Source organism: Kitasatospora sp. NPDC047058, from assembly GCF_040643935.1.
GTDB lineage: Bacteria > Actinomycetota > Actinomycetes > Streptomycetales > Streptomycetaceae > Kitasatospora.
Genome location: NZ_JBEYVJ010000024.1, coordinates 1 through 22,392 on the forward strand (window position 1 = coordinate 1; position 22,392 = coordinate 22,392).

Annotated in this window: 19 protein-coding genes, 1 tRNA gene and 1 riboswitch; of the genes, 7 read left to right on the forward strand and 13 right to left on the reverse strand. The window is 72.3% G+C overall.

Annotated features, from left to right (window positions below; all coding sequences use genetic code 11):
* The first annotated feature begins 119 nt into the window (after window positions 1-119).
* A complete protein-coding gene (msrA, locus tag ABZ885_RS05885; RefSeq protein WP_360183794.1) occupies window positions 120-785 on the forward strand; it encodes a peptide-methionine (S)-S-oxide reductase MsrA in 666 nt (221 codons plus the stop codon).
* Window positions 786-928: 143 nt separating this feature from the next.
* Window positions 929-1,294 (forward strand): cupin domain-containing protein, encoded by a 366-nt coding sequence (locus ABZ885_RS05890; protein ID WP_360183796.1) that lies wholly within the window; start codon window positions 929-931, stop codon window positions 1,292-1,294.
* Window positions 1,295-1,329: 35 nt separating this feature from the next.
* Here ABZ885_RS05890 and ABZ885_RS05895 read toward each other — a convergent pair whose 3' ends face one another.
* The 4 genes from ABZ885_RS05895 to ABZ885_RS05910 form a co-directional block, all read right to left on the reverse strand.
* Window positions 1,330-1,821, reverse strand: a complete 492-nt coding sequence (locus tag ABZ885_RS05895) for a DUF1203 domain-containing protein (RefSeq protein ID WP_360183798.1) — start codon at window positions 1,819-1,821, stop codon at window positions 1,330-1,332.
* A 165-nt stretch (window positions 1,822-1,986) separates the two neighbouring features.
* A complete protein-coding gene (locus ABZ885_RS05900; RefSeq protein WP_360183800.1) occupies window positions 1,987-3,279 on the reverse strand; it encodes an Ig-like domain-containing protein in 1,293 nt (430 codons plus the stop codon).
* A 190-nt stretch (window positions 3,280-3,469) separates the two neighbouring features.
* Window positions 3,470-3,805 carry a hypothetical protein gene (locus ABZ885_RS05905; RefSeq protein ID WP_360183802.1) on the reverse strand — a complete coding sequence of 112 codons (336 nt, stop codon included), beginning with the start codon at window positions 3,803-3,805 and terminating at the stop codon, window positions 3,470-3,472.
* 511 nt (window positions 3,806-4,316) lie between these two features.
* Window positions 4,317-5,717: a cystathionine beta-synthase gene (locus tag ABZ885_RS05910; protein WP_360183804.1), complete on the reverse strand. Its 1,401-nt coding sequence runs from the start codon at window positions 5,715-5,717 to the stop codon at window positions 4,317-4,319.
* Between the two features lie 264 nt (window positions 5,718-5,981).
* Here ABZ885_RS05910 and ABZ885_RS05915 point away from each other — a divergent pair, with 264 nt between their 5' ends.
* From ABZ885_RS05915 to ABZ885_RS05925, 3 genes are all read left to right on the forward strand, one after another.
* Complete coding sequence (locus tag ABZ885_RS05915; RefSeq protein WP_360183806.1) at window positions 5,982-7,145, forward strand: GDSL-type esterase/lipase family protein; 1,164 nt, start codon at window positions 5,982-5,984, stop codon at window positions 7,143-7,145.
* Window positions 7,146-7,262: 117 nt separating this feature from the next.
* Window positions 7,263-8,483 (forward strand): acetyl-CoA C-acetyltransferase, encoded by a 1,221-nt coding sequence (locus ABZ885_RS05920; protein WP_360183808.1) that lies wholly within the window; start codon window positions 7,263-7,265, stop codon window positions 8,481-8,483.
* Window positions 8,484-8,816: 333 nt separating this feature from the next.
* Window positions 8,817-9,797: a hypothetical protein gene (locus ABZ885_RS05925; protein WP_360183810.1), complete on the forward strand. Its 981-nt coding sequence runs from the start codon at window positions 8,817-8,819 to the stop codon at window positions 9,795-9,797.
* A 152-nt stretch (window positions 9,798-9,949) separates the two neighbouring features.
* Here the strand turns inward: ABZ885_RS05925 and ABZ885_RS05930 are convergent, their stop codons facing one another.
* The 3 genes from ABZ885_RS05930 to ABZ885_RS05940 form a co-directional block, all read right to left on the reverse strand.
* On the reverse strand, window positions 9,950-10,291 hold the full coding sequence (locus ABZ885_RS05930; RefSeq protein WP_360183812.1) for a hypothetical protein: 342 nt from the start codon (window positions 10,289-10,291) through the stop codon (window positions 9,950-9,952).
* A gap of 81 nt (window positions 10,292-10,372) precedes the next feature.
* Window positions 10,373-11,284, reverse strand: coding sequence for a Bax inhibitor-1/YccA family protein (locus ABZ885_RS05935; RefSeq protein WP_360183814.1), 912 nt, complete (start codon window positions 11,282-11,284; stop codon window positions 10,373-10,375).
* Between the two features lie 146 nt (window positions 11,285-11,430).
* Window positions 11,431-11,512, reverse strand: a tRNA-Leu gene (locus tag ABZ885_RS05940).
* A 403-nt stretch (window positions 11,513-11,915) separates the two neighbouring features.
* Here ABZ885_RS05940 and ABZ885_RS05945 point away from each other — a divergent pair.
* Window positions 11,916-12,689, forward strand: coding sequence for an ABC transporter ATP-binding protein (locus tag ABZ885_RS05945; protein WP_360183816.1), 774 nt, complete (start codon window positions 11,916-11,918; stop codon window positions 12,687-12,689).
* Between the two features lie 44 nt (window positions 12,690-12,733).
* A complete protein-coding gene (locus tag ABZ885_RS05950; protein WP_360183818.1) occupies window positions 12,734-15,292 on the forward strand; it encodes an FtsX-like permease family protein in 2,559 nt (852 codons plus the stop codon).
* Window positions 15,293-15,568: 276 nt separating this feature from the next.
* Here ABZ885_RS05950 and ABZ885_RS05955 read toward each other — a convergent pair whose 3' ends face one another.
* From ABZ885_RS05955 to ABZ885_RS05980, 6 genes are all read right to left on the reverse strand, one after another.
* A complete protein-coding gene (locus ABZ885_RS05955) occupies window positions 15,569-16,942 on the reverse strand; it encodes an NAD(P)/FAD-dependent oxidoreductase (protein WP_360183820.1) in 1,374 nt (457 codons plus the stop codon).
* Between the two features lie 442 nt (window positions 16,943-17,384).
* Complete coding sequence (locus ABZ885_RS05960) at window positions 17,385-18,326, reverse strand: Ppx/GppA phosphatase family protein (RefSeq protein ID WP_360183822.1); 942 nt, start codon at window positions 18,324-18,326, stop codon at window positions 17,385-17,387.
* Window positions 18,323-18,985, reverse strand: a complete 663-nt coding sequence (locus tag ABZ885_RS05965) for a DUF501 domain-containing protein (protein ID WP_360183824.1) — start codon at window positions 18,983-18,985, stop codon at window positions 18,323-18,325. Before ABZ885_RS05965 ends, ABZ885_RS05960 begins: the two co-directional genes overlap by 4 nt.
* Window positions 18,975-19,448: a septum formation initiator family protein gene (locus ABZ885_RS05970; RefSeq protein WP_360183826.1), complete on the reverse strand. Its 474-nt coding sequence runs from the start codon at window positions 19,446-19,448 to the stop codon at window positions 18,975-18,977. The genes ABZ885_RS05965 and ABZ885_RS05970 overlap by 11 nt, the downstream gene beginning before the upstream one ends.
* 133 nt (window positions 19,449-19,581) lie before the next feature.
* A complete protein-coding gene (gene eno / locus ABZ885_RS05975) occupies window positions 19,582-20,868 on the reverse strand; it encodes a phosphopyruvate hydratase (protein ID WP_360183828.1) in 1,287 nt (428 codons plus the stop codon).
* A 378-nt stretch (window positions 20,869-21,246) separates the two neighbouring features.
* Window positions 21,247-22,164, reverse strand: a complete 918-nt coding sequence (locus tag ABZ885_RS05980) for a transglycosylase family protein (protein WP_360183830.1) — start codon at window positions 22,162-22,164, stop codon at window positions 21,247-21,249.
* A 1-nt stretch (window position 22,165) separates the two neighbouring features.
* Window positions 22,166-22,335, reverse strand: a riboswitch (cyclic di-AMP (ydaO/yuaA leader).
* Between the last annotated feature and the right edge of the window lie 57 nt (window positions 22,336-22,392).

Genomic DNA, 22,392 nt, shown 5'->3' on the forward strand with positions numbered 1-22,392 from the left:
GGGCCTGATCCCGGGATCAGGCCCCGATCAGGCCCCGCCACGGCCGCTCCCGGAATCCGGGAGCGGCCGTCCGCGTTTCAACCTGCGCCACCACCGATCCCGACCCGCTGGAGCAGGCCGTGCTGTTCAACCGCCACAAGTCCTCGCTCGTCCCCGCCGACCAGGCGCTGCCCGGCCGGGAGACGCCGGCCTTCGCGCTGCGCGAGCCGCACACCGTGCTCGGCAACCCGCTCACCGGCCCGTACCCGGAGGGGCTGGAGGTGGCCGACTTCGGGCTCGGCTGCTTCTGGGGCGCCGAGCGCACGTTCTGGCGGCTGCCCGGCGTCTGGACGACGCTGGTCGGCTACCAGGGCGGCTACACGCCCAACCCCACGTACGAGGAGGTGTGCAGCGGGCTGACCGGGCACACCGAGGCGGTCCGGGTGGTGTTCGACCCGGCGGTCCTCCCGTACGAGCGGCTGCTGAAGACGTTCTGGGAGGCGCACGACCCGACGCAGGGCAACCGCCAGGGCAACGACGTCGGCACCCAGTACCGCTCCGCCGTCTACACCCACTCCCCCGCCCAGGCGGCGGCAGCCGTCGCCACCCGGGACGCCTTCCAGCCCGCGCTGACGGCGATCGGGCTGGGCGGGGTCACCACCGAGATCGCCCCGGCAGGCCCGTTCTACCCGGCCGAGCCGTACCACCAGCAGTACCTGTCCGACGCCAAGAACCCGAACGGCTACTGCGGTCTCGGCGGCACCGGCGCCAGCTGCCCGATCGGCGTCGCCCGCACCGAGGGCTAGCACTGCAACGGTCCTTACCGTGACGGTTGCAGTACTAACGCCGCGCGGCGCCCGCGCTCCGGGCGCAGACTGAAGGAAACCGTCCGCCGGCCCCTGTCACCGAACGCCGGTGGCAGGGGCCGGCGCCGTCCCGAGGAGCAGCGATGGCCGGTCTCGTGCGCAAGAGCTTCGACGAACCCGAGGAGGTCCGCCCCTTCGAGGCGGGCATGGGGGAGCTCCGCCTGGTCAACCAGGAGAGCGGCGGTGTCGGACGGGCGGTGTTCCAGCCCGGCTGGCAGTGGTCCAAGCACATCAAGCCGCTCGCCGGCACCGACAGCTGCCAGGCCTCCCACATGGGCTACGTGCTCTCCGGCCGGATGAAGATCGTGATGGACGACGGCCAGGAGGCCGAGTTCGGCCCCGGCGACTTCATGATCTGCCCGCCGGGCCACGACGCCTGGGTGCTGGGCGACGAGCCGTGCGTCGCGCTCGACTGGCAGGGCTTCGTCGACTACGCGAAGAAGGGCTGAGCCACCGTTCCGGCACGCGGTCCGGCCGGGCGCGCTCAGCCCCGCCGGACCTCGTGCAGGAAGCAGCCGAACCGCAGCGCCCTGACGTGCACCACGGCCACCTCCGGATCGGCGAACAACGCCGCGGCGGTCGCCTCGGCGGTCTCGGGGGTGACCGGCACGCCGCCCAGGATGTGCCCGCGCCGGTCGTACGCGCGCAGCACGCGCTCGCCGTCGTGGAACCCGGCCGGCCAGCCCGGTCCGGTGCCGGGGCACGGGCCGTCGTGCAGGAAGACCGGGCCGACCTCGTCGTACGGGCCCGGGTCGGCCCCGGTCTCGGCGGCCCAGCGGCGGAGCGGGGCGTAACCGGCCAGGGCGATCCGGTCGCCGGGCAGCGCCCGGGTGAGGCAGCAGCGCAGCGGGGCACCGCCGGTCTCGTCGACCGAGCGGACGGGCGGACGCCCGGCGTCGTCGCGCACCAGCAGGGTGCGGTGCACGGCCGGGTCGACCGGGCGGACGGCCAGGGCGGGGGCGGTGATTGGCGTCATGCGTCCACCCTGCCGCCGCGCCCGCCCGCCGTCCGGCGGTTTCCCGCCGTCGCGTTCGCCGGCCCGCCCGGGCCCGCGGGACGGCGGCGAACGCGCTGAACCCGGCCAACGCGCGCTGCCCCCGGAGTCCGGGCGGGCCGAGGAGATGTTCCCGGCCGGGCGGGATCAGACCGCGCTGCCGGCCTTCCAGGCGGCCCAGCCCACGTTCCAGCCGTTCAGGCCGTTGGACGGCTCGACGGTCCTGTCGCCGGAGTTCACGACCTCGACCACGTCGCCGACCATCGAGCTCCGGTAGAACGCGTAGCCGTCCACGCCCTGGTCCTGCCCGCCCTTGGCGTCCCTGAGGCCGACGCAGCCGTGGCTGGTGTTCTGGCTGCCGAAGATCGACGGCTGCGACCAGTAGTTGCCGTGGATGAAGGTGCCGGAGGTGGTGAGCCGCTGGGCGTGCGGCACGTCGGCGATGTCGTACTCGCTGCCGAGGCCGACGGTCTGCGAGTTCATCCGGGTCTGCTGGTACTGCTCGGAGATGACCATCCTGCCGCCCCAGGTGCGGTGATCGGGCGCGCCGCCGGAGATCGCGTAGACGGCGCTGACCCGGCCGTCGGTGGTGACGGTGAGCTTCTTGGCGGCGAGGTCGGCGACGCTGGTCTGCGCGCGGCCGATGGTGAAGCGGACGTCCTTGGACTGGGTGCCGTACACGCCCCTGGCGCCCTCGACGTCCTTGAGCCGGAGCTTGAGGGTGACCACGGTGCCCTTGGCCCAGTACTCCTGCGGCCGGAAGTCGAGGCGGGTGCTGGAGAACCAGTGCCCGACGATCTCGACGCCCGGCTCGGCTATGACGGTGATCGCCTGCTGGACGGCCTTGCGGTCGGTGACCGGCTTGCTGAAGTTGATCGAGACCGGCATGCCGACGCCGACGACGGAGCCGTCCTCGGGGGTGAAGTAGCCGACGAAGGTGTTGGCCGGGGTGGCCGTGGTGAAGCCGGTGTTGGCGATCGCCTCCAGCTTGTCCTTGTCGGTGGCAGAGGCGGTGACGGTGTACTTGGTGCCGCTGGCCGGGGCGGTGGCCGAGGTCCAGCTCGTGCCGTCCGCGGAGAGCTCGCCGGCCAGCGCCTTGCCGGCGGAGTCGGCGACCTTGACCGCACCGAGGGTGCCGCCGGCGACGGCGACCCGGACCGGGTCGCTGAAGCTGGCCGCGGTGGCGCCGTCGGCGGGGGTGACGGTGATGACGGCCACGGAGGTCTTCGGCGCGCTGGTCGCGCCGTCGGCGCTGCCGGTGGCGCCGCCGGACGCGGTGCCGGTTCCGGGGCCCGGGGATCCCGCGGTGCCGCTCTCGCCGCTCTTGGTGTCGTTGCAGGCCGCCAGCAGCAGGACCGGAGCCCCGATCAGACCGGCCAGCACGCCCCGCCGGCTCCAGTTGCTTCCGGCCGCGCGGCCCTGACCGTCCCGTGTCGTCACGTCGCGCTCTCCCTGCTGATCATCCGGGCATTACGGATACGGAAACGCAAATTACCCCTTCACGGTTCCATCACCAATGGGAATCGATCGTATGAGATGACCCAACTTCCTACCAAATATGGACAAAACGCCCGACCTGCCGAAGGCAGACCGGGCGTTCACCCACCGTGCGGTGGTGGCGGGGCGGCGACTACTCGGCGGACTCCTCCACCGTGTACTCCCAGCTCTCGTCCTCGGGGTCGAACTCGGTCTGCGCGGACTCCCAGGTCGCCGAGGCGAGCTCGACGCCCGGGACGTCGCCGAGCAGCGCGACCGGGTCGATGAAGTGGGCGAGCGAACCCGACGGGTCCACCTCGATGGCCTCGACGGACTGGGCGCGCTCGTCGTCGTCGAGGTACTCGTCGTCGGCCACCTGCTGGAGGGCCGCCGCCTTGAGCGCCCCCTCGTCGGTGATCTCGGCGATGAGCTCGATGCTGAGCCGGACGTAGCGCGGGGCGTCCTGGCCGGAAGTTTCAGTGCTGGTCATGCGTGCGAGCGTACGGGAAACCGCCGCCCGCCCCGCGCAGCACGCTGCCACCTGCCCGGCCCCGGGGGCCGGCGGGCGGAACGACCGCCGGGCCGGTCCCCCGGAGAGGGACCGGCCCGCCGTCCCCGCCGGGGCTCCCCCACCCGGGAGCCGCGGAGACGCGCCTGGTGGCGCGGTGGTCGCCGCAGGAGCCGCCGCACCCTGTCGACCGGCCGGAGCCGGACAGGGGCGGGACGACGGCGCCCCCTGCGGTGAGGCCCTCCTGCCCGTTGCCGGGCGCGGAGGGAGGACACGGCCTGCCGGGTCGGGCCCGGCCGGTGTGTCCGGGGACGGCCGCGGTCGCCGGGGAGCCGCTCCCGGACGTTGCCGCCGTCCCGCTCGGCGTCTCGCCGTGGTCACCACGATGACGCACGGTTGTTAACCACGTGCTGCGTGCACGTGACGCCGGTGTACCACTTCGCCCGCGGACGAACCCTCAGCCACCCGGGCGGATGGCCGGGGTGACCGGGCGTCAGTGCCCGGCGCGGGCGGTGAGGAAGCCCAGCAGGTCCTGGCGGGTGACGATGCCCTGCGGCTTGCCCTCCACCAGCACCACCGCGGCGTCGGCCTTCTCCAGCACGGTCATCAGGTTGGTGACCGTCTCGCCCGAGCCGACCACCGGCAGCGGCTTGGACATCACCTTGTCCAGCGTGTCGGTCAGCTGGATCTCGTTCGAGAAGACGCCCTCCAGCAGCAGCTTCTCGACCACCGAGCCGATCACCTCGCCGGCCATGATGTCGGGGTGCCCGGCGCCCGGGGAGACCACCGGCATCTGCGAGACGCCGTACTCGCGCAGCACGCGCACGGCCTCGTCGACGGTCTCGTTCGGGTGCATGTGGACGAACTGCGGGATGCCCTCGTGCTCGATGGCGTCCTTGCGGGCGAGCACCTCGCCGATGTGCGCCTCGTCGGTGGCGGACGGCAGGAAGCCGTAGTCGGCCATCCAGTCGTCGTTGAAGATCTTGGACAGGTAGCCGCGGCCGCCGTCCGGCAGCAGTACGACCACGACGTCGTCCGGGCCGAGCCCGCGGGCGACCTCCAGCGCGGCCACCACGGCCATCCCGCAGGAGCCGCCGACCAGCAGGCCCTCCTCCTTGGCGAGGCGGCGGGTCATCTGGAACGAGTCCTTGTCGGAGACGGCGACGATCCCGTCCGCGACGTCGCGGTCGTAGGCGGTCGGCCAGAAGTCCTCACCGACGCCCTCGACCAGGTACGGCCGGCCGGTGCCGCCCGAGTAGACCGAGCCCTCCGGGTCGGCGCCGATCACCTTGACCTTGCCGCCGGAGACCTCCTTCAGGTAGTTGCCGGTGCCGGAGATGGTGCCGCCGGTGCCGACGCCGGCCACGAAGTGGGTGATCTTCCCCTCGGTCTGCTCCCACAGCTCCGGGCCGGTGGAGTAGTAGTGCGAGGCGGGGTTCTCCGGGTTGGAGTACTGGTCCGGCTTCCAGGCGTTGGGGGTCTCGCGGACCAGGCGGTCGGAGACGTTGTAGTAGGAGTCCGGGTGCTCCGGGGCGACGGCCGTCGGGCAGACGACGACCTCGGCGCCGTACGCGCGCAGCGTGTTGATCTTGTCGGTGGACACCTTGTCCGGGCAGACGAAGATGCACTTGTAGCCCTTCTGCTGGGCCACGATCGCCAGGCCGACGCCGGTGTTGCCGGAGGTCGGCTCGACGATGGTGCCGCCGGGCTTCAGCGCGCCCGAGGCCTCGGCGGCCTCGATCATGCGCATCGCGATCCGGTCCTTGACCGAGCCGCCGGGGTTGAAGTACTCGACCTTCGCCAGCACTGTCGCGCTGATGCCCTCGGTGACCTTGTTCAGCTTGACCAGCGGCGTGTTGCCGACCAGGTCGATGATCGAGTTGTGGTACCGCACGGGGGTCCTCCCGGTCTGTGGGCATGCGAGTGCTTGTGCTTTCGGTACTGCAAAGCCTAGGCCGTGCCACCGGCCCCAGCCCGCCCTCTCGCCACACCCGCCCCCGCGCGCTCCTCCCCCCTCTCCCCGCCCCGCCCCCGTCCGCCCCCGCCCACGGATGGCCCACCACCGTCGTAGCGCGCCGCCAACGCGGGTAGGAGGGGGTGTACAGGTGCACTGGAGAGGCCCCGTCGGGGCGGCACGAGACCGTGAAGGGGGCACCGGATGCCAGGGGCACAGGAGTCGCGGGCCCGGGTGGCCCGCCGGATCGCCACCGCGGCGGCCTACGGCGGCGGGGGGCTCGGCCTGCTGGGGGTGGGCCTGGTCGGCCTGCTGCTGACCGAGAGCAAGCTCGCCATCCAGGCCATCGGCATGCTGGAGGGCGACCCGCCCAAGGCGGACGGCGTCTACGGGGAGGCCTTCGCCGACGGCACCGACCCGCAGCCGCCGCTCGTCCTGGCCTTCCTCGGCGACTCCACCGCCGCCGGCCTCGGCGTGCTGCGGGCCCGCGAGACCCCGGGCGCACTGCTCGCCGCGGGCGTGGCCTCGGTGGCCGAGCGGCCGGTCCGGCTGGTCAACGTGGCCCGCTCCGGCGGGCGCTCCGGCGATCTCCCCGGCCAGCTGGAGCTGGCCCTCCGGCACCGCCCCGACATCGCCGTGATCATGGTCGGCGCCAACGACGTCACCCGGCACAGCCCGGCCCAGGTCGCGGTGCGCCAGCTCGGCGAGGCGGTCGCGGCGCTGCGCGCCAACGGCTGCGAGGTGGTGGTCGGCACCTGCCCGGACCTCGGCACCATCAAGCCGGTGCGCCCGCCGCTGCGCTGGGTGGCCCGGCGGCTGAGCCGGCAGCTGGCCGCCGCGCAGACGATCGCCGTGGTGGAGTCGGGCGGCCGGACGGTGTCGCTGGGCTCGCTGCTCGGGCCGGAGTTCGCGGCGCGCCCGGAGATGTTCGCCGCCGACCGCTACCACCCGTCCGCCCAGGGCTACGCGACGGCGGCGATGGCCGTCCTGCCCTCGCTCTGCGCCGTGCTCGGCCTCTGGCCGGAGGAGGAGCGGCCGGCCGGCCCGGTCCCGGGCGAGGCGGTGCTGCCGGTGGCGGTGGCCGCGGCGGCCGCGGCCGGCCGGTCCGGCACCGAGGTGACGGCGGTGGGCGCCGAGGGCACGATCCGGCGCTGGGCCCTGCTGCGGCAGCGGCTGCGGATCGGCCTGCCCGCCGCCTGGACGGTGGAGGCCGCCACGGCGGGACCCGTGACGGACCCTGCGGCGGACCCCACCACAGGCCCGCCGGCGGCCCCCACGGCAGGCCCCACGACGGGCCCGGCGGCGGGACCTGCGGCGCAGGACGGGAACACGTCGGCCAGCTCACACGCCGGGGCGGGTGACGCCTGACCTACCAGGCGGTAACTTTCCTCCCGGACGTCCGCGTCCGACCGGCCCCGGCCGGGCGGCCGCCCGGGCGCCCCAGCCCGAAGGACAGTCCGAAGGTCACCCAGCGAGGAGCCCGCCATGCCCGAAGCCGTCATCGTCAGCGCCACCCGTTCGCCGATCGGCCGGGCCTTCAAGGGCTCGCTCAAGGACGTCCGCCCGGACGACCTGACCGCGCACATCATCCAGGCCGCGCTCGCCAAGGTGCCGCAGCTGGACCCGCGCGAGATCGACGACCTGATGCTGGGCTGCGGCCTGCCCGGCGGCGAGCAGGGCCACAACCTGGCCCGCATCGTGGCCGTCCAGATGGGCATGGACTACCTGCCGGGCGCCACCATCACCCGCTACTGCTCCTCGTCGCTGCAGACCACGCGGATGGCACTGCACGCGATCAAGGCCGGCGAGGGCGACGTCTTCATCTCGGCCGGCGTCGAGACCGTCTCGCGCAGCGTCAACGGCACCTCGGACGGCATGCCGGGCACCATGAACCCGCTGTTCGACGCGGCCCAGGCCCGCACCGCCAAGCGCGCCGAGGAGGGCGGCGGCGAGTGGCACGACCCGCGCGAGGACGGCCTGGTGCCGGACGCCTACATCGCGATGGGCCAGACCGCGGAGAACCTGGCCGCGCTCAAGGGCATCACCCGCGCCGAGCAGGACGAGTTCGGCGTCCGCTCGCAGAACCTCGCCGAGGCCGCCATCAAGGCCGGCTTCTGGGAGCGCGAGATCACCCCGGTCACGCTGCCGGACGGCACCGTGGTCAGCACGGACGACGGCCCGCGCGCCGGCGTGACCCTGGAGGGCGTGTCCGGCCTGAAGCCGGTGTTCCGCCCGGACGGCACGGTCACGGCCGGTAACTGCTGCCCGCTGAACGACGGCGCCGCGGCCCTGGTCATCATGTCCGACACCAAGGCCCGCGAGCTGGGCATCACCCCGCTCGCCCGGGTGGTCTCCACCGGTGTCAGCGGCCTCTCCCCCGAGATCATGGGCTACGGCCCGGTCGAGGCCTCGAAGCAGGCGCTCAAGCGCGCCGGGCTGTCCATCGGCGACATCGACCTGGTCGAGATCAACGAGGCCTTCGCCGCGCAGGTCATCCCGTCCTACCGCGACCTGGGCGTCGACCTCGACCGCCTGAACGTCAACGGCGGCGCCATCGCGGTCGGCCACCCCTTCGGCATGACCGGCGCCCGGATCACCACCACCCTGATCAACTCCCTGCAGTGGCACGACAAGCAGTTCGGTCTGGAGACCATGTGCGTCGGTGGCGGCCAGGGCATGGCGATGGTCATCGAGCGCCTCAGCTGACCCCTGGGCGTCACCCGACACGGGGGCGTCTCCGCCGGGGCGCCCCCGGCTGTCAATCCCGGGCGGTCCAGACCACCCATTTGGAGTGACAGTGCGTAATTGAGGGCCGGATCACACCGAGAGGTCGATCCGGCCCTCTTTTCTTTCGGATCCGGACCGGAAATCGACAGTGCGGAGCGGATCAACTCCGCTGCGTAGAACGGTGTTACCTAACAATTTGGGGACAAGGGCGAAACTCACGGACAAATTAGACATTCGCCACTGCGGTAACAGCCCCGTATGCGGCAGTGTGGAGACGTAACCCCGTTCCACTCCTCCCTAGGAGTACGTTCCGTGAGCGCCGTCTACACCATCCTGCTGCTGGTCCTGATCGCCGCGTCGACCGCCGTACTGCTCCACCTCCGGGGAATCTCCCGCCGGCTGGACGCGCAGGCCGCGGCCGCCGCCGCGCCCGCACCGGTCGACGAGGCCGCGATACGCCGCGCCGTCGCCGAGGCGCTCGCCGCCGACCGCGAGCGGGAGATCACCGAGGCCCGGGCCTTCTGGGCCGAGCAGGAGGCCCGCGCGGCCGAGGACGCGCCGCTGTTCGACTCCCCGTTCGCGAGCGTGCTCGGCACCACCGACGAGTGGCCGCTCTTCTTCCCCCGGCCGACCGGGCCGCAGGACGCCGCCGACAACTCCGGGACCATGGACCCGGAGTTCGGCGAGGCGCTGCGCTCCGCACTGGAGGACCTGATCAACGACGGCGGCGCGGGCCCGGCCGACGGGCCCGGCACCGAGGGCGGCGCTCCGCTGCGCCCCGGCCACCCGGCCGGTCACCCCGCCGGTCACCCGGCCGCCCACCCGGCCGACGGGAGCGGCGGCGACGCCCGGGCCCGGCGCGAGGCCGACCTGCTGGCCACCGGCCTGGAGGCCGGACTGCTGGACACCGAACCGGCCGTCGAGGACGCGCCTGCGGCCGCTCCCGACCCGCGCCGCCACCCCTCGCACCCCGACTTCGTGCCCAGCCAGGCCCCGTCCCGCGAGTGGACCGACACCCGGCTGACCGCGCTCGCCGAGGACTGCGTCGCCCTGGTGGACGTCCGTCCCGGCCCGCTCGGCACGCTGGACGTGTACGCCTTCGCCGACGGCACCACGCTCTGCGTCGCCCCCGGCGACCGCGAGGCCGCGTACCGGCTGATCGACGCCGTCCGGGCGGGCGAGGACGTCCGGCTGCTCGGCGGCTCGCGGTTCTCCGGCTCGTACTCGCTGACCTTCTCCACCGACGAGGACGCCGTCTACGTGCTCGCCGACCGGGTGGTCGCCAGCATCTGACGACTCCCGCCGCTCCCGAGGGCCGACCGGATCAAGGGGTTACCGATCCGGGCGGCCTTCGCCGTGTCCGGCCCCGCACCCCGCCCTCACGTCCGGGCCCCCGCACCCGGCCCTCGCACCCGCCACCGCGCCGTACGGCAACCGCACCACGCTCACGCGCAGAGCGCCGCCGTCTCGCCGACCGCCGCCACCGCACCGGCCAGCACCGCGGACGCCCCGTCACCCTCCGGCAGCGCCGCGAGCGCGGCCGCCAGGTCGTGCCCGGCGACGGCCACCTGGTCGCCCGCCGCGAACGCCCCGGCGTCCGGGAACTCCCGCGCCGGCCCGCCCTCCGCCTCCAGCGCCAGCGCGGCCAGCCGCCGCGCCAGCGCCAGCACGGCCGCCGCCCGGGACTCGTACCCGGGTACGGCGCCCAGCAGCTTGCTCTGCGGCATCGAGCGGAAACGGTCCGCCAGGGCGTCGACGGCTTCGACCAGGGGCTGTGCATCAGGCATGCCGTGAGCCTAACCAAAAGCCGCCGGGCCCCGGAGCGGAGAGCTCCGGGGCCCGGCGGCAGTGCACCGACGGCGCGGTGATCAGTCGTCGCCGCGCAGGCTCGCGATCAGCCGCAGCATCTCGATGTAGATCCAGACCAGCGACAGGGTGAGCCCGAAGGCGGCCCGCCAGGCCTCCTTCTGCGGCGCGCCCTGGGCGATCGCCCGCTCGATCTCGTTGAAGTCCAGCGACAGGTAGAAGGCGCCGATGGCGATGCCGATCAGACCGACCGCCACGCCCAGCGGACCGGCCCACAGGTTCAGTCCGGAGCCGAACATCCCCGCGAGCATGTTGACCATCAGCAGGACCGCGAAGCCCATGCCGATCGCGATGCCGATCCGGGTGTACCGGGGGGTGACCCGGATCCGGCCGGACTTGTACGCGAACAGCATCGCCCCGAACACCGCCGCCGTCCCCAGCACCGCCTGGATCGCGATGCCCTCCCAGATGGAGTTCAGGACGTGCGTCACCGCACCGACCGCAAAGCCCTCCAGCGCCGCGTACAGCAGGATCAGCGGCGGGCTGACGGTCGGCTTGAAGGTGATGACCAGGCCGACCACGAACGCGATCAGCGAGGCGGCACCGGCGAAGCCGAAGTTCCGCGCCGGCAGCACGAACCAGGCGAGCGCGCCGAAGGCGACCAGGGTGAGCAGCGTCATCGCGGTGCGCGCGACCACGTCGTCGAGCGTCATCCGCCCGGTCGACAGCGGACCGGCGGACGGCGCGCGGTACATCTCGACCAGCTGCTCGTCCGTCAGCGGACCCTGGCCCGGCACCTGCTGGGCGTACGGGTTGTTGCCGTACGGGTTGTCACCGTACGGGTTGCTCTGGCCGTAGGGGCTTCCGGCGTGCGGGCTCCCGGCCTGCGGGGTCTGTGGGGTGCCGAAACCCGCGTAGCCGGGCTCGCGGGTGAACGACCCCTCCCGCGAGAAGACCGGGTTGCTGCTTCTCATTGCTCATTCCCTCCGTGGCGGCACTGCACCGCCCGAACGACAAGGGTAATGGCTTGGCAAAAATATGGGGATACGCCGCGAGGAGGATCCGGTGAACGAAGCCCGGCGGGGACGCCTCTGTTCGGCGCCCCCGCGGGGTCGGTCGGTGCCCGGAGCCGGACTCGAACCGGCACGGCCTCACGGCCAAGCAGTTTTAAGCTGCCCGTGTCTGCGTTCCACCATCCGGGCTTCCCGTGGAGCAGCCCCGGCGGTGATTCGGAGGCGATGTGCTCCACCTTCACCGGGACCACCCCTGAGCCTAGTCGCCCACATCGCCCTTTCGCATGTTCCCAGCCGGGGAAGTTGTCATGTTTCCTTGCCATCTGACGAACAGTTCGTGATTTGGCCACGCGAGGCACGCGATCCGGCCACCGGGTCCCTGCTCAGGGTTGGTGTCATACCGCAGGAGGAGGGGCTCACCTGGGCGTACTCCCAGCGGTGGTCAGGCCAACCGTCCGGCGGAGCGACGCATGACCGCGATCACGTGCCGGAGCATGGAGGTACGGCCGGAAGCCCCCCGGGGACCGGCCGTCCGACCACTTCCGGCCCTCTCCGGCGCCTCCCGCAGCCCGCGACCCCAAGGAGCACCCCCGTGACCACGTCGACCGCAACCGCCGTCCGCACCGGCCGGGCGGCCGCCCGCGCCACCGGCCTGAACAAGGTCTACGGGGAGGGCGAGACCCGCGTCGTCGCCCTGGACAACGTCAGCGTGACCTTCCCCCAGGGCGAGTTCACCGCCATCATGGGCCCCTCCGGCTCCGGCAAGTCCACCCTCATGCACTGCATGGCCGGCCTCGACACCGTCTCCTCCGGCTCCTCCACCATCGGCGACACCGAACTCGTCGGCCTCAAGGACAAGCAGCTCACCCAGCTGCGCCGCGACCACATCGGCTTCATCTTCCAGGCCTTCAACCTGCTCCCCACGCTCACCGCGCTGGAGAACATCACCCTCCCGATGGACATCGCCGGCCGCAAGGCGGACAAGGCCTGGCTGGACCGCGTCGTCGACACCGTCGGCCTCTCCGGCCGCCTCTCCCACCGCCCCAGCCAGCTTTCCGGCGGCCAGCAGCAGCGCGTCGCCTGCGCCCGCGCCCTCGCCGGAAAGCCCGACATCATCTTCGCCGACGAACCCACCGGCAACCTCGACTCCCGCTCCGGCGCCGAAATCCTCTCCTTCCTCCGCAACTCCGTGCGCGAACTCGGCCAGACCGTCGTCATGGTCACCCACGACCCCGTCGCCGCCGCCTACGCCGACCGCGTCGTCTTCCTCGCCGACGGCCGCATCGTCGACGAACTCGCCGACCCCACCGCCGACACCGTCCTGGACCGCATGCGCCGCTTCGACGCCAAGGGCCGCACCAGCTGACACACCGCCAGCCGACCGACCCTCCGCACCCCACAGGACACCCCATGTACCGCACCGCACTGCGCAACGTGCTGGCCCACAAGGGCCGACTGCTCATGACGGCCCTCGCCGTCATGCTCGGCACCGCCTTCGTGGCGGGCACCATGGTCTTCTCCGACACCTTCGGCCAGGCCATGCGGGACAGCAACTCCAAGAGCTACTCCGACGTCTCGGTCCAGATCGTCGACCGGGCCGCCGGGTCCGGCGCCACGGCCCGCGAGAAGAGCGAGAAGAGCGCCGCCACCCTCACCGACGCCACCGTCCAGCAGCTGGCCGCCCTGCCCGGTGCCGCCGGCGCCCGCGGCGTGGTCAGCGGCTTCACCGGCGTCGCCGACAAGAGCGGCAACCTGATCGGCAAGGCCTGGGCCGCCAAGGGCGCCAACTTCGCGCCCGGCGCGGACGGCAAGGACGCCCGCTACCCGCTGGCCGAGGGCCAGGGCCCGAAGAACGCGAAGGAGATCGCGCTCGACCGGAAGACCGCCGAGAAGGGCGGCTACAAGGTCGGCGACACCGTCCGGGTCGCCTCCAACGGCCCGGTGGTCGAGGCGAAGCTCACCGGCGTCTTCACCACCGACGACCCGGTGGTGAACACCGGCGGCACGCTCACCCTGTTCGACCGCGCCACCGCCCAGCAGCTGCTGCTGGAGCCGGGCCGCTACAGCAGCATCGTGCTCGCCGCCAAGTCCGGCACCAGCGAGGGCGACCTGCTCGCGCAGGCCGCGTCGAAGCTCCCGGCCGGCCAGCAGATCCACTCCGAGACCGGTCAGCAGCTCAAGGACGACGAGCAGAAGATGATCGAGACCGGCACGTCGAGCATGCGCACCATGCTGCTCGCCTTCGCCGGGATCTCGCTCTTCGTCGGCATCTTCATCATCGCCAACACCTTCACCATGCTGGTCGCCCAGCGCACCAAGGAGCTCGCCCTGCTGCGGGCGATCGGCGCCAGCCGCAAGCAGGTCACCCGGTCCGTCCTGATCGAGGCCCTGGTGATCGGCACCCTCTCCGCCGCGGCCGGCCTGGTGGCCGGCATCGGGATCGGCGCCGGGCTGCAGGCCCTGGTCGCCGGCCTGGACAGCGGGATGCCCACCGGCTCGCTGGTGATCAAGCCGATGACCGTGGTGGTCACCCTGGTGGTCGGCGTCCTGGTGACGGTGCTCTCGGCCCTGCTGCCCGCCATGCGCGCCTCGCGGATCGCCCCGGTGGCCGCGATGAGCAGCGGTGACCAGCCGAGCACCCAGAAGAGCCTGGTCGTCCGCAACAGCATCGGCTCGGTGCTCGCCGCCGGCGGCGGCGCGCTGATCGCCTACGGCGCCTCGACCGGCACCGGCGACGGCCGGATGCCGGTCGCCATCGGCGCCCTGCTGACCCTGGTCGGCGTCTTCATCCTGCTGCCGCTGCTCTCCCGCCCGGTGATCGCCCTGGTCGGCCCGGTCCTCGGCAAGCTGTTCGGCATGCCCGGCAAGCTCGCCCGGCAGAACGCGGTGCGCAACCCGCGCCGCACCGCCGCCACCGCGGCCGCGCTCACCATCGGCCTGACCCTGGTCAGCGGTCTGACCGTGCTCGGCGCCTCGGTCGGCGGCGCGATCGACAAGGCCGTCACCAGCTCGATGCGGGCCGACTACGTGGTCGGGACGGCGAACGGCATGAGCCTCTCCGAGAAGGTCCCCGCCGAGATCGCCAAGACCCCCGGGGTCACGGCCTCCTCCCCGATGACCACGGTCTACTGGGAGCTGAACGGCACCACCAAGGCGATCACCGGCCTGGACCAGGAGACCTTCGACAAGCTCGTCTCGGTCGAGCTGACCAGCGGCTCCCCCGCCGCCCTCGGCCAGGGCCAGATCCTGGTCGACGAGGACGTGGCCAAGAAGAACGGCGTCACCGCCGGCTCGGCCATGACGGTCACCTATCCCGACGAGTCGACCGGCAAGGTCACCGTCGGCGGGGTCTACAAGGCCGGCGGCATGCTGGGCCCGGTCCTCCTGTCCAACAGCGAGATCACCAAGCACGAGCCCCAGCCCTACATCAGCGACGTCCTGGTCAAGGGCGCCGACGGCGCCACCGACAAGCTGAAGCAGGGGCTCAAGGACGCCACCGGCGCCAACCCGGTGATCGAGGTCAAGTCCAAGCAGGAGGTCCGGGACGACTTCAGCCAGATCATCAGCTTCGCGCTGAACATGATGTACGGCCTGCTGGCGATGTCCGTGATCGTCGCGATCCTCGGTGTGATCAACACGCTGGCCATGTCGGTCTTCGAGCGCAAGCGCGAGATCGGGATGCTGCGGGCGATCGGCCTGGACCGCGGCGGCATCAAGCGGATGGTCCGGCTGGAGTCCGTGGTGATCTCGGTCTTCGGCGCCGGCATCGGCATCGTGCTCGGCTGCTTCATGGCCTGGGCGATCAACGGCACGCTGGAGTCCAGCATGCAGGGCCTCACCACGGTGCTCCCGTACGGGCAGCTGGCGCTCTTCCTGGCGCTGGCCGGCCTGGTCGGCCTGGTGGCCGCCTTCTGGCCCGCCCGCCGGGCGTCCAAGCTGGACATCCTGGCGAGCATCAAGACCGACTGACCCCGCGTCACCGGCCACCCCGGCCCCGGGCCCCGCGCCCGGGGCCTTCGCCGTGGCCGTGGCCATGGCCGCGCCGGGCGGGGGGCCGCCCCGGAACCGCCCCGGAACAACGGGAAAGGCCCCGCCGGAGGGTTCGGCTGGGGCCTTTCTCGTACTGCTGTACTCCGCCCGGTCGCACGGCCGGCTGAGCACCACGGAGGTCGTGGTCCGGCGACACTGCCGGGCGGAGGGCCTCCGACTCATCTCCCGGTGCTCCCACACCGGGATCACAGTCGCTTACTTGCTGCTGGCGAGTTCCTTCTCGGCGGCCGGCTTGGCGGCCTCGACCGGCTTCGGCGCGGGCGCCGCAGCCTCCTGGAACGCCTCGAACGGCTTCTCCATCTGGGCCAGACCCACGGTCTCGCGCTTCAGGAACATCGCCAGCGTCCAGTCCGTGAAGACGCGGACCTTGCGGTTCACGGTCGGGACCATGGCGCCGTGGTAGCCACGGTGGAACCACCAGGCGAGGCGGCCCTTGAGCTTGACCTTGCCGAAGAGGATCGCGACGCCCTTGTGCAGGCCGAGACCGGCGACCGCACCGAGGTTCTTGTGCTTGTACTCCTTCTGCGGGAAGCCGCGCATGCCGGAGATCACGTTGTCGCCGAGGACGACGGCCTGGCGGCAGGCGTGCTGCGCGTTCGGCGGGCACCAGGCGCCCTCGCCGGAGGCGAGGTCCGGCACCTGGGCGTTGTCGCCGGCCGACCAGACGTAGTCGAAGCCCTGGACCTGGAGGGTCGCGGCGGTGTCGACGTGGCCGCGCGGGCCGAGCGGCAGGCCAAAGTTGGCCAGCACCGGGTTCGGCTTCACGCCGGCCGTCCACACGATGGTGGAGGCGTCGACCTCGACACCGTTCTTCAGCACCACGTGCTGGTCGACGCAGGAGTCCATGGAGGTCTCGATGAAGACCTCGATGTTGCGCTCCTCGAGCTTCTCCTTGGTCCACAGACCGAGGTCCGGGCCCACCTCGGGGAGGATGCGGTTGGCCGCCTCCACCATGATGAAGCGCATGTCGTCGCGGCTGACGGTCTTGTAGATCTTGGCGGCGTCGCGCGCCATGTCCTCGATCTCGGCGATCGTCTCGACACCGGCGAAGCCACCGCCGATGACGACGAAGGTCAGGGCCTTGCGGCGGATCGCCTCGTCCGTGGTGGACTCGGCCTTGTCCAGCTGCGCCATGACGTGGTTGCGGAGGCTGATGGCCTCCTCGACCGTCTTCATGCCGATGCCGTGCTCCGCCAGACCCGGGATCGGGAAGGTGCGGGAGACCGAGCCGGTCGCGACGACCAGGTACTCGAAGGGCAGCTCGTACGAGTCGCCCGCCGCGGGCTGGATGGTGGCGACCTTGCGGGCGTGGTCCACACCGGTGACCGCACCGGTGAGCACCTCCGCCTTCTTGAGGGCGCTGCGCAGCGGCGCGACGAGGTTGCGGGGCGCGACGTTGCCGCCGGCCGCCTCGGGAAGGAAGGGCAGGTACGTCATGTACGACCGCGGGTCGACGACCGTGACGGTCGCTTCGCCGTAACGCATCTTCTTGAGGATGCGCATCGCGGCATACAGGCCGACGTAACCACCGCCGACAATGAGGATGCGAGGACGCTCCGTGGTGCTCATATCCGAAAGTATCCAGCACCGTCCGGAGCAGCCTTCGTGAGCCCGGTCACAAGCTCCTGGACACCCCGTGCTACACTTCGCGCCCCCTCCGGCCGGCCCTGAAGGTCACCTCACGGCCCCCACGGCCCCCTTGTGAGCACAGGCGTCCGGACGGCCCACCTGAGCAGCAACGATCCGCAGCAGGCCCCGGTTCCCGCGTGTGATTTCGATTTTCAAACCTTCACGGGAGCCCAGCCTGCGATCCAGCGGGCGCTGCGACGGCCAGACCTTCAGTCCCACATTTCGGACGTTGCGGGCACCCGGGCACGACGAATGGCGGGATCGCCATGTGAAGAAATTCACGAACCTTTTCGCGTGACCCCGGGCGCGCCCCGGCCCCGGAGCCCGCGAGGGGGCTCCGGGGCCGGTGGGGTAAGGCCTGCAAGGGATCGGGAGGCCGTACTCAGGAGGCCATGCTCCAGGCGATGCCGTCCAGGATGTCGTGCTCGCTGACGACCACCTCGGCGGCGCCGGTCCGCGTCATGATCTCCAGCAGCTCCAGTGCGCCGGCCGCGATCACGTCCACCCGGCCGGGGTGCATCGACGGGATGGCCGCCCGCTCGTCGTGCGTGGCGGCGAGCAGCTCGTCGGCGATCCGGGCCACCTGCTCGCGGCTGATCCGCGAGTGGTGGATCGCCGCCGAGTCGTAGGCCGGCAGGTCCTGGGCGATCGCGGAGACGGTGGTGACCGTCCCGGCCAGGCCCACCAGGGTGGCCGCGCCGGTCAGCGGGACGACCTCCTCGGCCTTGTCCAGCTCGGCCCGGACGTGCGCCCGGGCCTCGGCGACCTGCTCCGCCGACGGCAGCTCGGCGCCGCCGAAGTGCCGCTCGGTGAGCCGGACGCAGCCGATGTCCACCGAGCGGGCCGCCTGGACGTCCTCCGCGCCGAGCACGAACTCGGTGGAGCCGCCGCCGAGGTCGAAGACCAGGTACGGCGCCGGGAACTGACCGCCGGTGAGCTCCTTGGTGGCGCCGACGAAGGAGAGGTGGGCCTCCTCCTCGCCGCTGACCACCTGGGGCTCGACGCCCAGGGCGTCCCGCACGCCCTTGACGTACTCGTCGCTGTTCTCGGCGTCCCGGGAGGCGCTGGTGGCGACGAAGCGGATCCGGTCCGGGCCGACGCCGAAGCCGGCGATGATCTCCGCGTACTCGCGGCAGGCCGCGAAGGTGCGCTCCAGCGCGTCCGGGTGGAGCCGGCCGGTCCTGTCCACGCCCTGGCCCAGCCGGTTGATGATCATCCGGCGGTCGAGGTCGGTGATCGCCCCGGTCTCCGGGTCGAGGTCGGCCACCAGCAGCCGGATCGAGTTGGTGCCGCAGTCGATCGCGGCAACCCTGGTGACGGTCATTCGCCGGCCTCCTCGGTGGTCCCGGCGGAGGATTCCTCCTCCGCGGCCCGCTTCGCGGCGCGCTCGGCGGTCTTCTGCTGCTTGGCGGCGATCACCGCCGCGTGGTCCTGCTCCTTGGCGCGGTTCCGCGCGACCCGCTCACCGGCGGCCTCGACCTCGGCGGGGGAGACGCACGGGCCCTTGGCCCACCAGTCCTCCAGCATGCCGATCGCCTCGTCGCCGAGCGGGTTGACGCCCTCGCCGGCCGCCAGCGAGTGGCCGACCAGCACGTGCAGGCACTTCACCCGGTCCGGCATGCCGCCGGCGCTCGGGAAGCCCTCCAGCACCTCGATGGCGTCCCGGCGGGCGATGTAGTCCTCGTGCGCCTTCTGGTAGGCGGCGGCCAGCTCCGGGTCCTCGGCGAGCCGGGCGGTCTGCTCCTTCATCACGCCGTCCGCCTCCAGCGTGCCGATCAGCGAGGCGGCCTTGGGGCAGGTCAGGTAGTAGAGGGTCGGGAACGGCGTGCCGTCCGCGAGCCGGGGGGCCGTCTCCACGACGTCCGGGTTGCCGCAGGGACAGCGGTGCGCCACGCCGCGCAGGCCGCGCGGGACCCGGCCGAGCTGCGCGGCGATCGCCGCGATGTCGGTGTCGGAGACGGAGGGGTGGTTCTCAGTGGTCATGGGGGGAGCTGGCTCCAGCGGGGGCAGGGGCGGGTGGAGAGGGCGGGGCGAGGGCGGCGGTGTCGGCGGAGTCCACCGAGTCCCAGACGCTGGCGTACCAGGGCTTGGCGGCCTTCACCGGAGCGGCGGCCACGCCGCCGGACGGCGCGGGCGCGGGCACGGAGGACTTGGCGGCGCCCTGGCCGGCCGGGTCCACCGCAATGTACGGGGTCTCCCCCGGCATCGCGTAGTGCAGCCGGGCGCGGGCCTGCGCCTTGACGTACTCCGGGTCCTGCCAGCGGGCCTTCTCCCGGCGCAGCTGTTCGACCTGCTGCCGGGCGTGCTCGGCCTTCGCCCGCTGGGCGGAGATCTCGGAACGCTGGGAGATGAACTGCCGCGTCGGGTAGGCGAGGATCGCCACCAGCGAGCAGAGCACCAGGACGAGGACGGTCGCCCGGCTCGTGAAGCGAGGCCGGGCCGCCAAGCCCGGGATCCTCCAGCCTGCCATCTCCCGTTTCCCCTCCTGGTCGCGCCGGTGCCCCACCGTCCACCCTACGGGGTGAACGGCGGGGCACCGGTGCGATCAGTGTGTGTCAGCCCTCGTACTTGCGGGCTGATCAGTCCGCGAAGCGGAACCGCGGGAAGGCGCCGCGGCCGGCGTACTCGGCGGCGTCGTCGAGGATCTCCTCGATGCGCAGCAGCTGGTTGTACTTGGCGACGCGCTCGGAGCGGGCCGGGGCACCGGTCTTGATCTGGCCGCAGTTGGTGGCGACGGCCAGGTCGGCGATGGTGACGTCCTCGGTCTCGCCGGAGCGGTGCGACATCATGCAGCGGTAGCCGTTGCGCTGGGCCAGCTCGACGGCGTCCAGAGTCTCGGTCAGCGAGCCGATCTGGTTCACCTTGACCAGCAGCGCGTTGGCGGTGCCGGTCTCGATGCCCTTGGCCAGGCGGGCCGGGTTGGTGACGAACAGGTCGTCGCCGACCAGCTGGACCTTGTCGCCCAGCTTGACGGTCATGGCCTTCCAGCCGTCCCAGTCCGACTCGTCCAGCGGGTCCTCGATGGAGACCAGCGGGTACGCGGCGACCAGCTCGGCGTAGTACTCGATCAGCTCGGCGGCCGAGAGGGCCTTGCCCTCGAACTGGTAGGCGCCGTCCTTGTAGAACTCGGAGGCGGCCACGTCCAGGGCCAGCGCGATGTCGCGGCCGGGCACGTAACCGGCCTTCTGGATGGCCTCGGTGATGAGGTCCAGGGCCTCGCGGTTGCTGTCCAGGTTCGGGGCGAAGCCGCCCTCGTCGCCGAGGCCGGTGGAGAGGCCGCGCTCCTTCAGGACGCCCTTGAGGGTGTGGTAGACCTCGACGCCCCAGCGGACGGCCTCGGAGAAGGACTCCGCGCCGATCGGGGCGATCATGAACTCCTGGATGTCGACGTTGGAGTCCGCGTGCGAGCCGCCGTTGAGGATGTTCATCATCGGGACCGGCAGGACGTGCGCGTTCGGGCCGCCCAGGTAGCGGAACAGCGGCAGGTCGCTGGCCTCGGAGGCGGCGTGCGCGACGGCCAGCGAGACGCCCAGGATGGCGTTGGCGCCGAGCGAGGACTTGTCCGGGGTGGCGTCCAGGTCGAGCATGGCCTGGTCGATCAGGCGCTGCTCGGTGGCGTCGTAGCCGACCAGCTCCGGGCCGATCTGCTCGATGACGGCCAGGACGGCCTTCTCCACGCCCTTGCCGAAGTAGCGGTTCTTGTCACCGTCGCGCAGCTCCAGCGCCTCGAAGGCACCGGTGGAGGCACCCGAGGGGACAGCGGCACGGCCGGTGCTGCCGTCGTCGAGGCCGACCTCGACCTCGACCGTGGGGTTGCCACGCGAGTCGAGGATCTCACGGGCTACGACGACATCGATGGACGGCACGAGGCATCTCCTAGCGGAAGCAGGTCCGGCTGACGATGGGTGCTGCCGGCCGGACGATTGCGGAGTCGTTACGACCAGAGCCTAACCGCACGGGCTCTCGGGGCCACGCTGACCTCGGCCCCGTCTCAGCGTGTGGCCGCTCTACCCACCGGTAGTTCACCTGGTTGCCCGGTGGAAGGCACACAGATGCGGACGAAGGGGGCCGAATCCGGCCCCCTTCGTGACGTCGGCGCGCTCGCGGACGTGCTGCGGCCGCGGTCGGCGGCGCTGGTCGTGGTCGGCGGCGTCGGCCGCGGTCAGCGGTCAGCGGCCAGCGGTCAGCGGTCAGCGGCGGTCCGGGCTGGCGTCGGCCTGGCCCGGCCCCGGGCCGACGCCGGATCAGCCGAGGTTGAGGACCTGGCCGGGCAGGATCAGGTTCGGGTCGGCGCCGACGGTGCCGCGGTTGCCGTCGTACAGCGTCTGCCACCCCCCGGAGACGTCGTGGGCGGCGGCGATGCCGGCCAGCGTGTCGCCGGACTGGACGGTGTAGCCGTGGCCGGAGCGCTGCTGGGCGGCGGGCGCGGCCGGGGCGCTCTGCGCGGCGGCCGGGGCCTGCTGGCCCGCGGACTGGCCCGCGTACTGCTGGTAGACGCCCGGGTGGCTGGTCCAGTACCAACCGCCGTCGTTCTGGTACCAGTACACCTTCGCGTCGGCGTCCCAGCCGGCGTGGCCCGAGAACTCCGGGGCCTGGGCCTGCTGCTGGGCCTGCGGCTGCGCGTACTGCTGGGCGGCGGGCTTCTGGGCCTGCGACTGGGCGGGCTGGGCCGGCTTCGACTGGGCGGGCTTCGGCTGGGCGGGCTTCTGGGCCGGCTTCGGCGCGGCGGGCTGGTGCGCGGCGGGCTTGGAGTCCGTGGAGGTGTCGACCGCGGCCGGGGCGCCGCCCTTGCTCAGGCCGGCCTTCTGCGAGCAGACCGGCCAGGCGCCCGGCCCCTGCGAGGCGAGGACCTTCTCGGCGACCGAGATCTGCTGGGCCTTGCTGGCCTGGTTGGCCTGCGGCGCGTAGGACGTGCCGCCGTACGCCTTCCAGGTGCCCGAGGTGAACTGCAGGCCGCCGTAGAAGCCGTTGCCCGTGTTGATGCTCCAGTTCCCGCCGCTCTCGCACTGGGCGACTGCGTCCCAGGTGGAGACCGGGGCGGCCGAGGCGCCGGCGGCGGTGAGGATCGGCATCGCGAGTCCGACGCCGGCCACGCCCGCGACGGCGATGGCCTTCTCGGCCTGGGTGCGACGACGGTGACGGCCAGTTCCAACGAACAGCATGAAGGTCCCTCTCCGCACGCCTGCGAGGTGAGCTGTCGGGTTCGGACCGGGAGGTGGCCCGGCCGCCGCGTGCGGAATCGATTCCGCTCGGGCGGCTTCACCCCAAGCCGTAGGGAAACGGCAACAAACCTGGTTCCCCCGCCCCTGCCCAGGGTCTGGTCGGTTTCCCGTGACGCGGCGGGCAGGATTCGGCGTTCCGCGCACGAGGTTCGCAGCTGCGAACTGAAC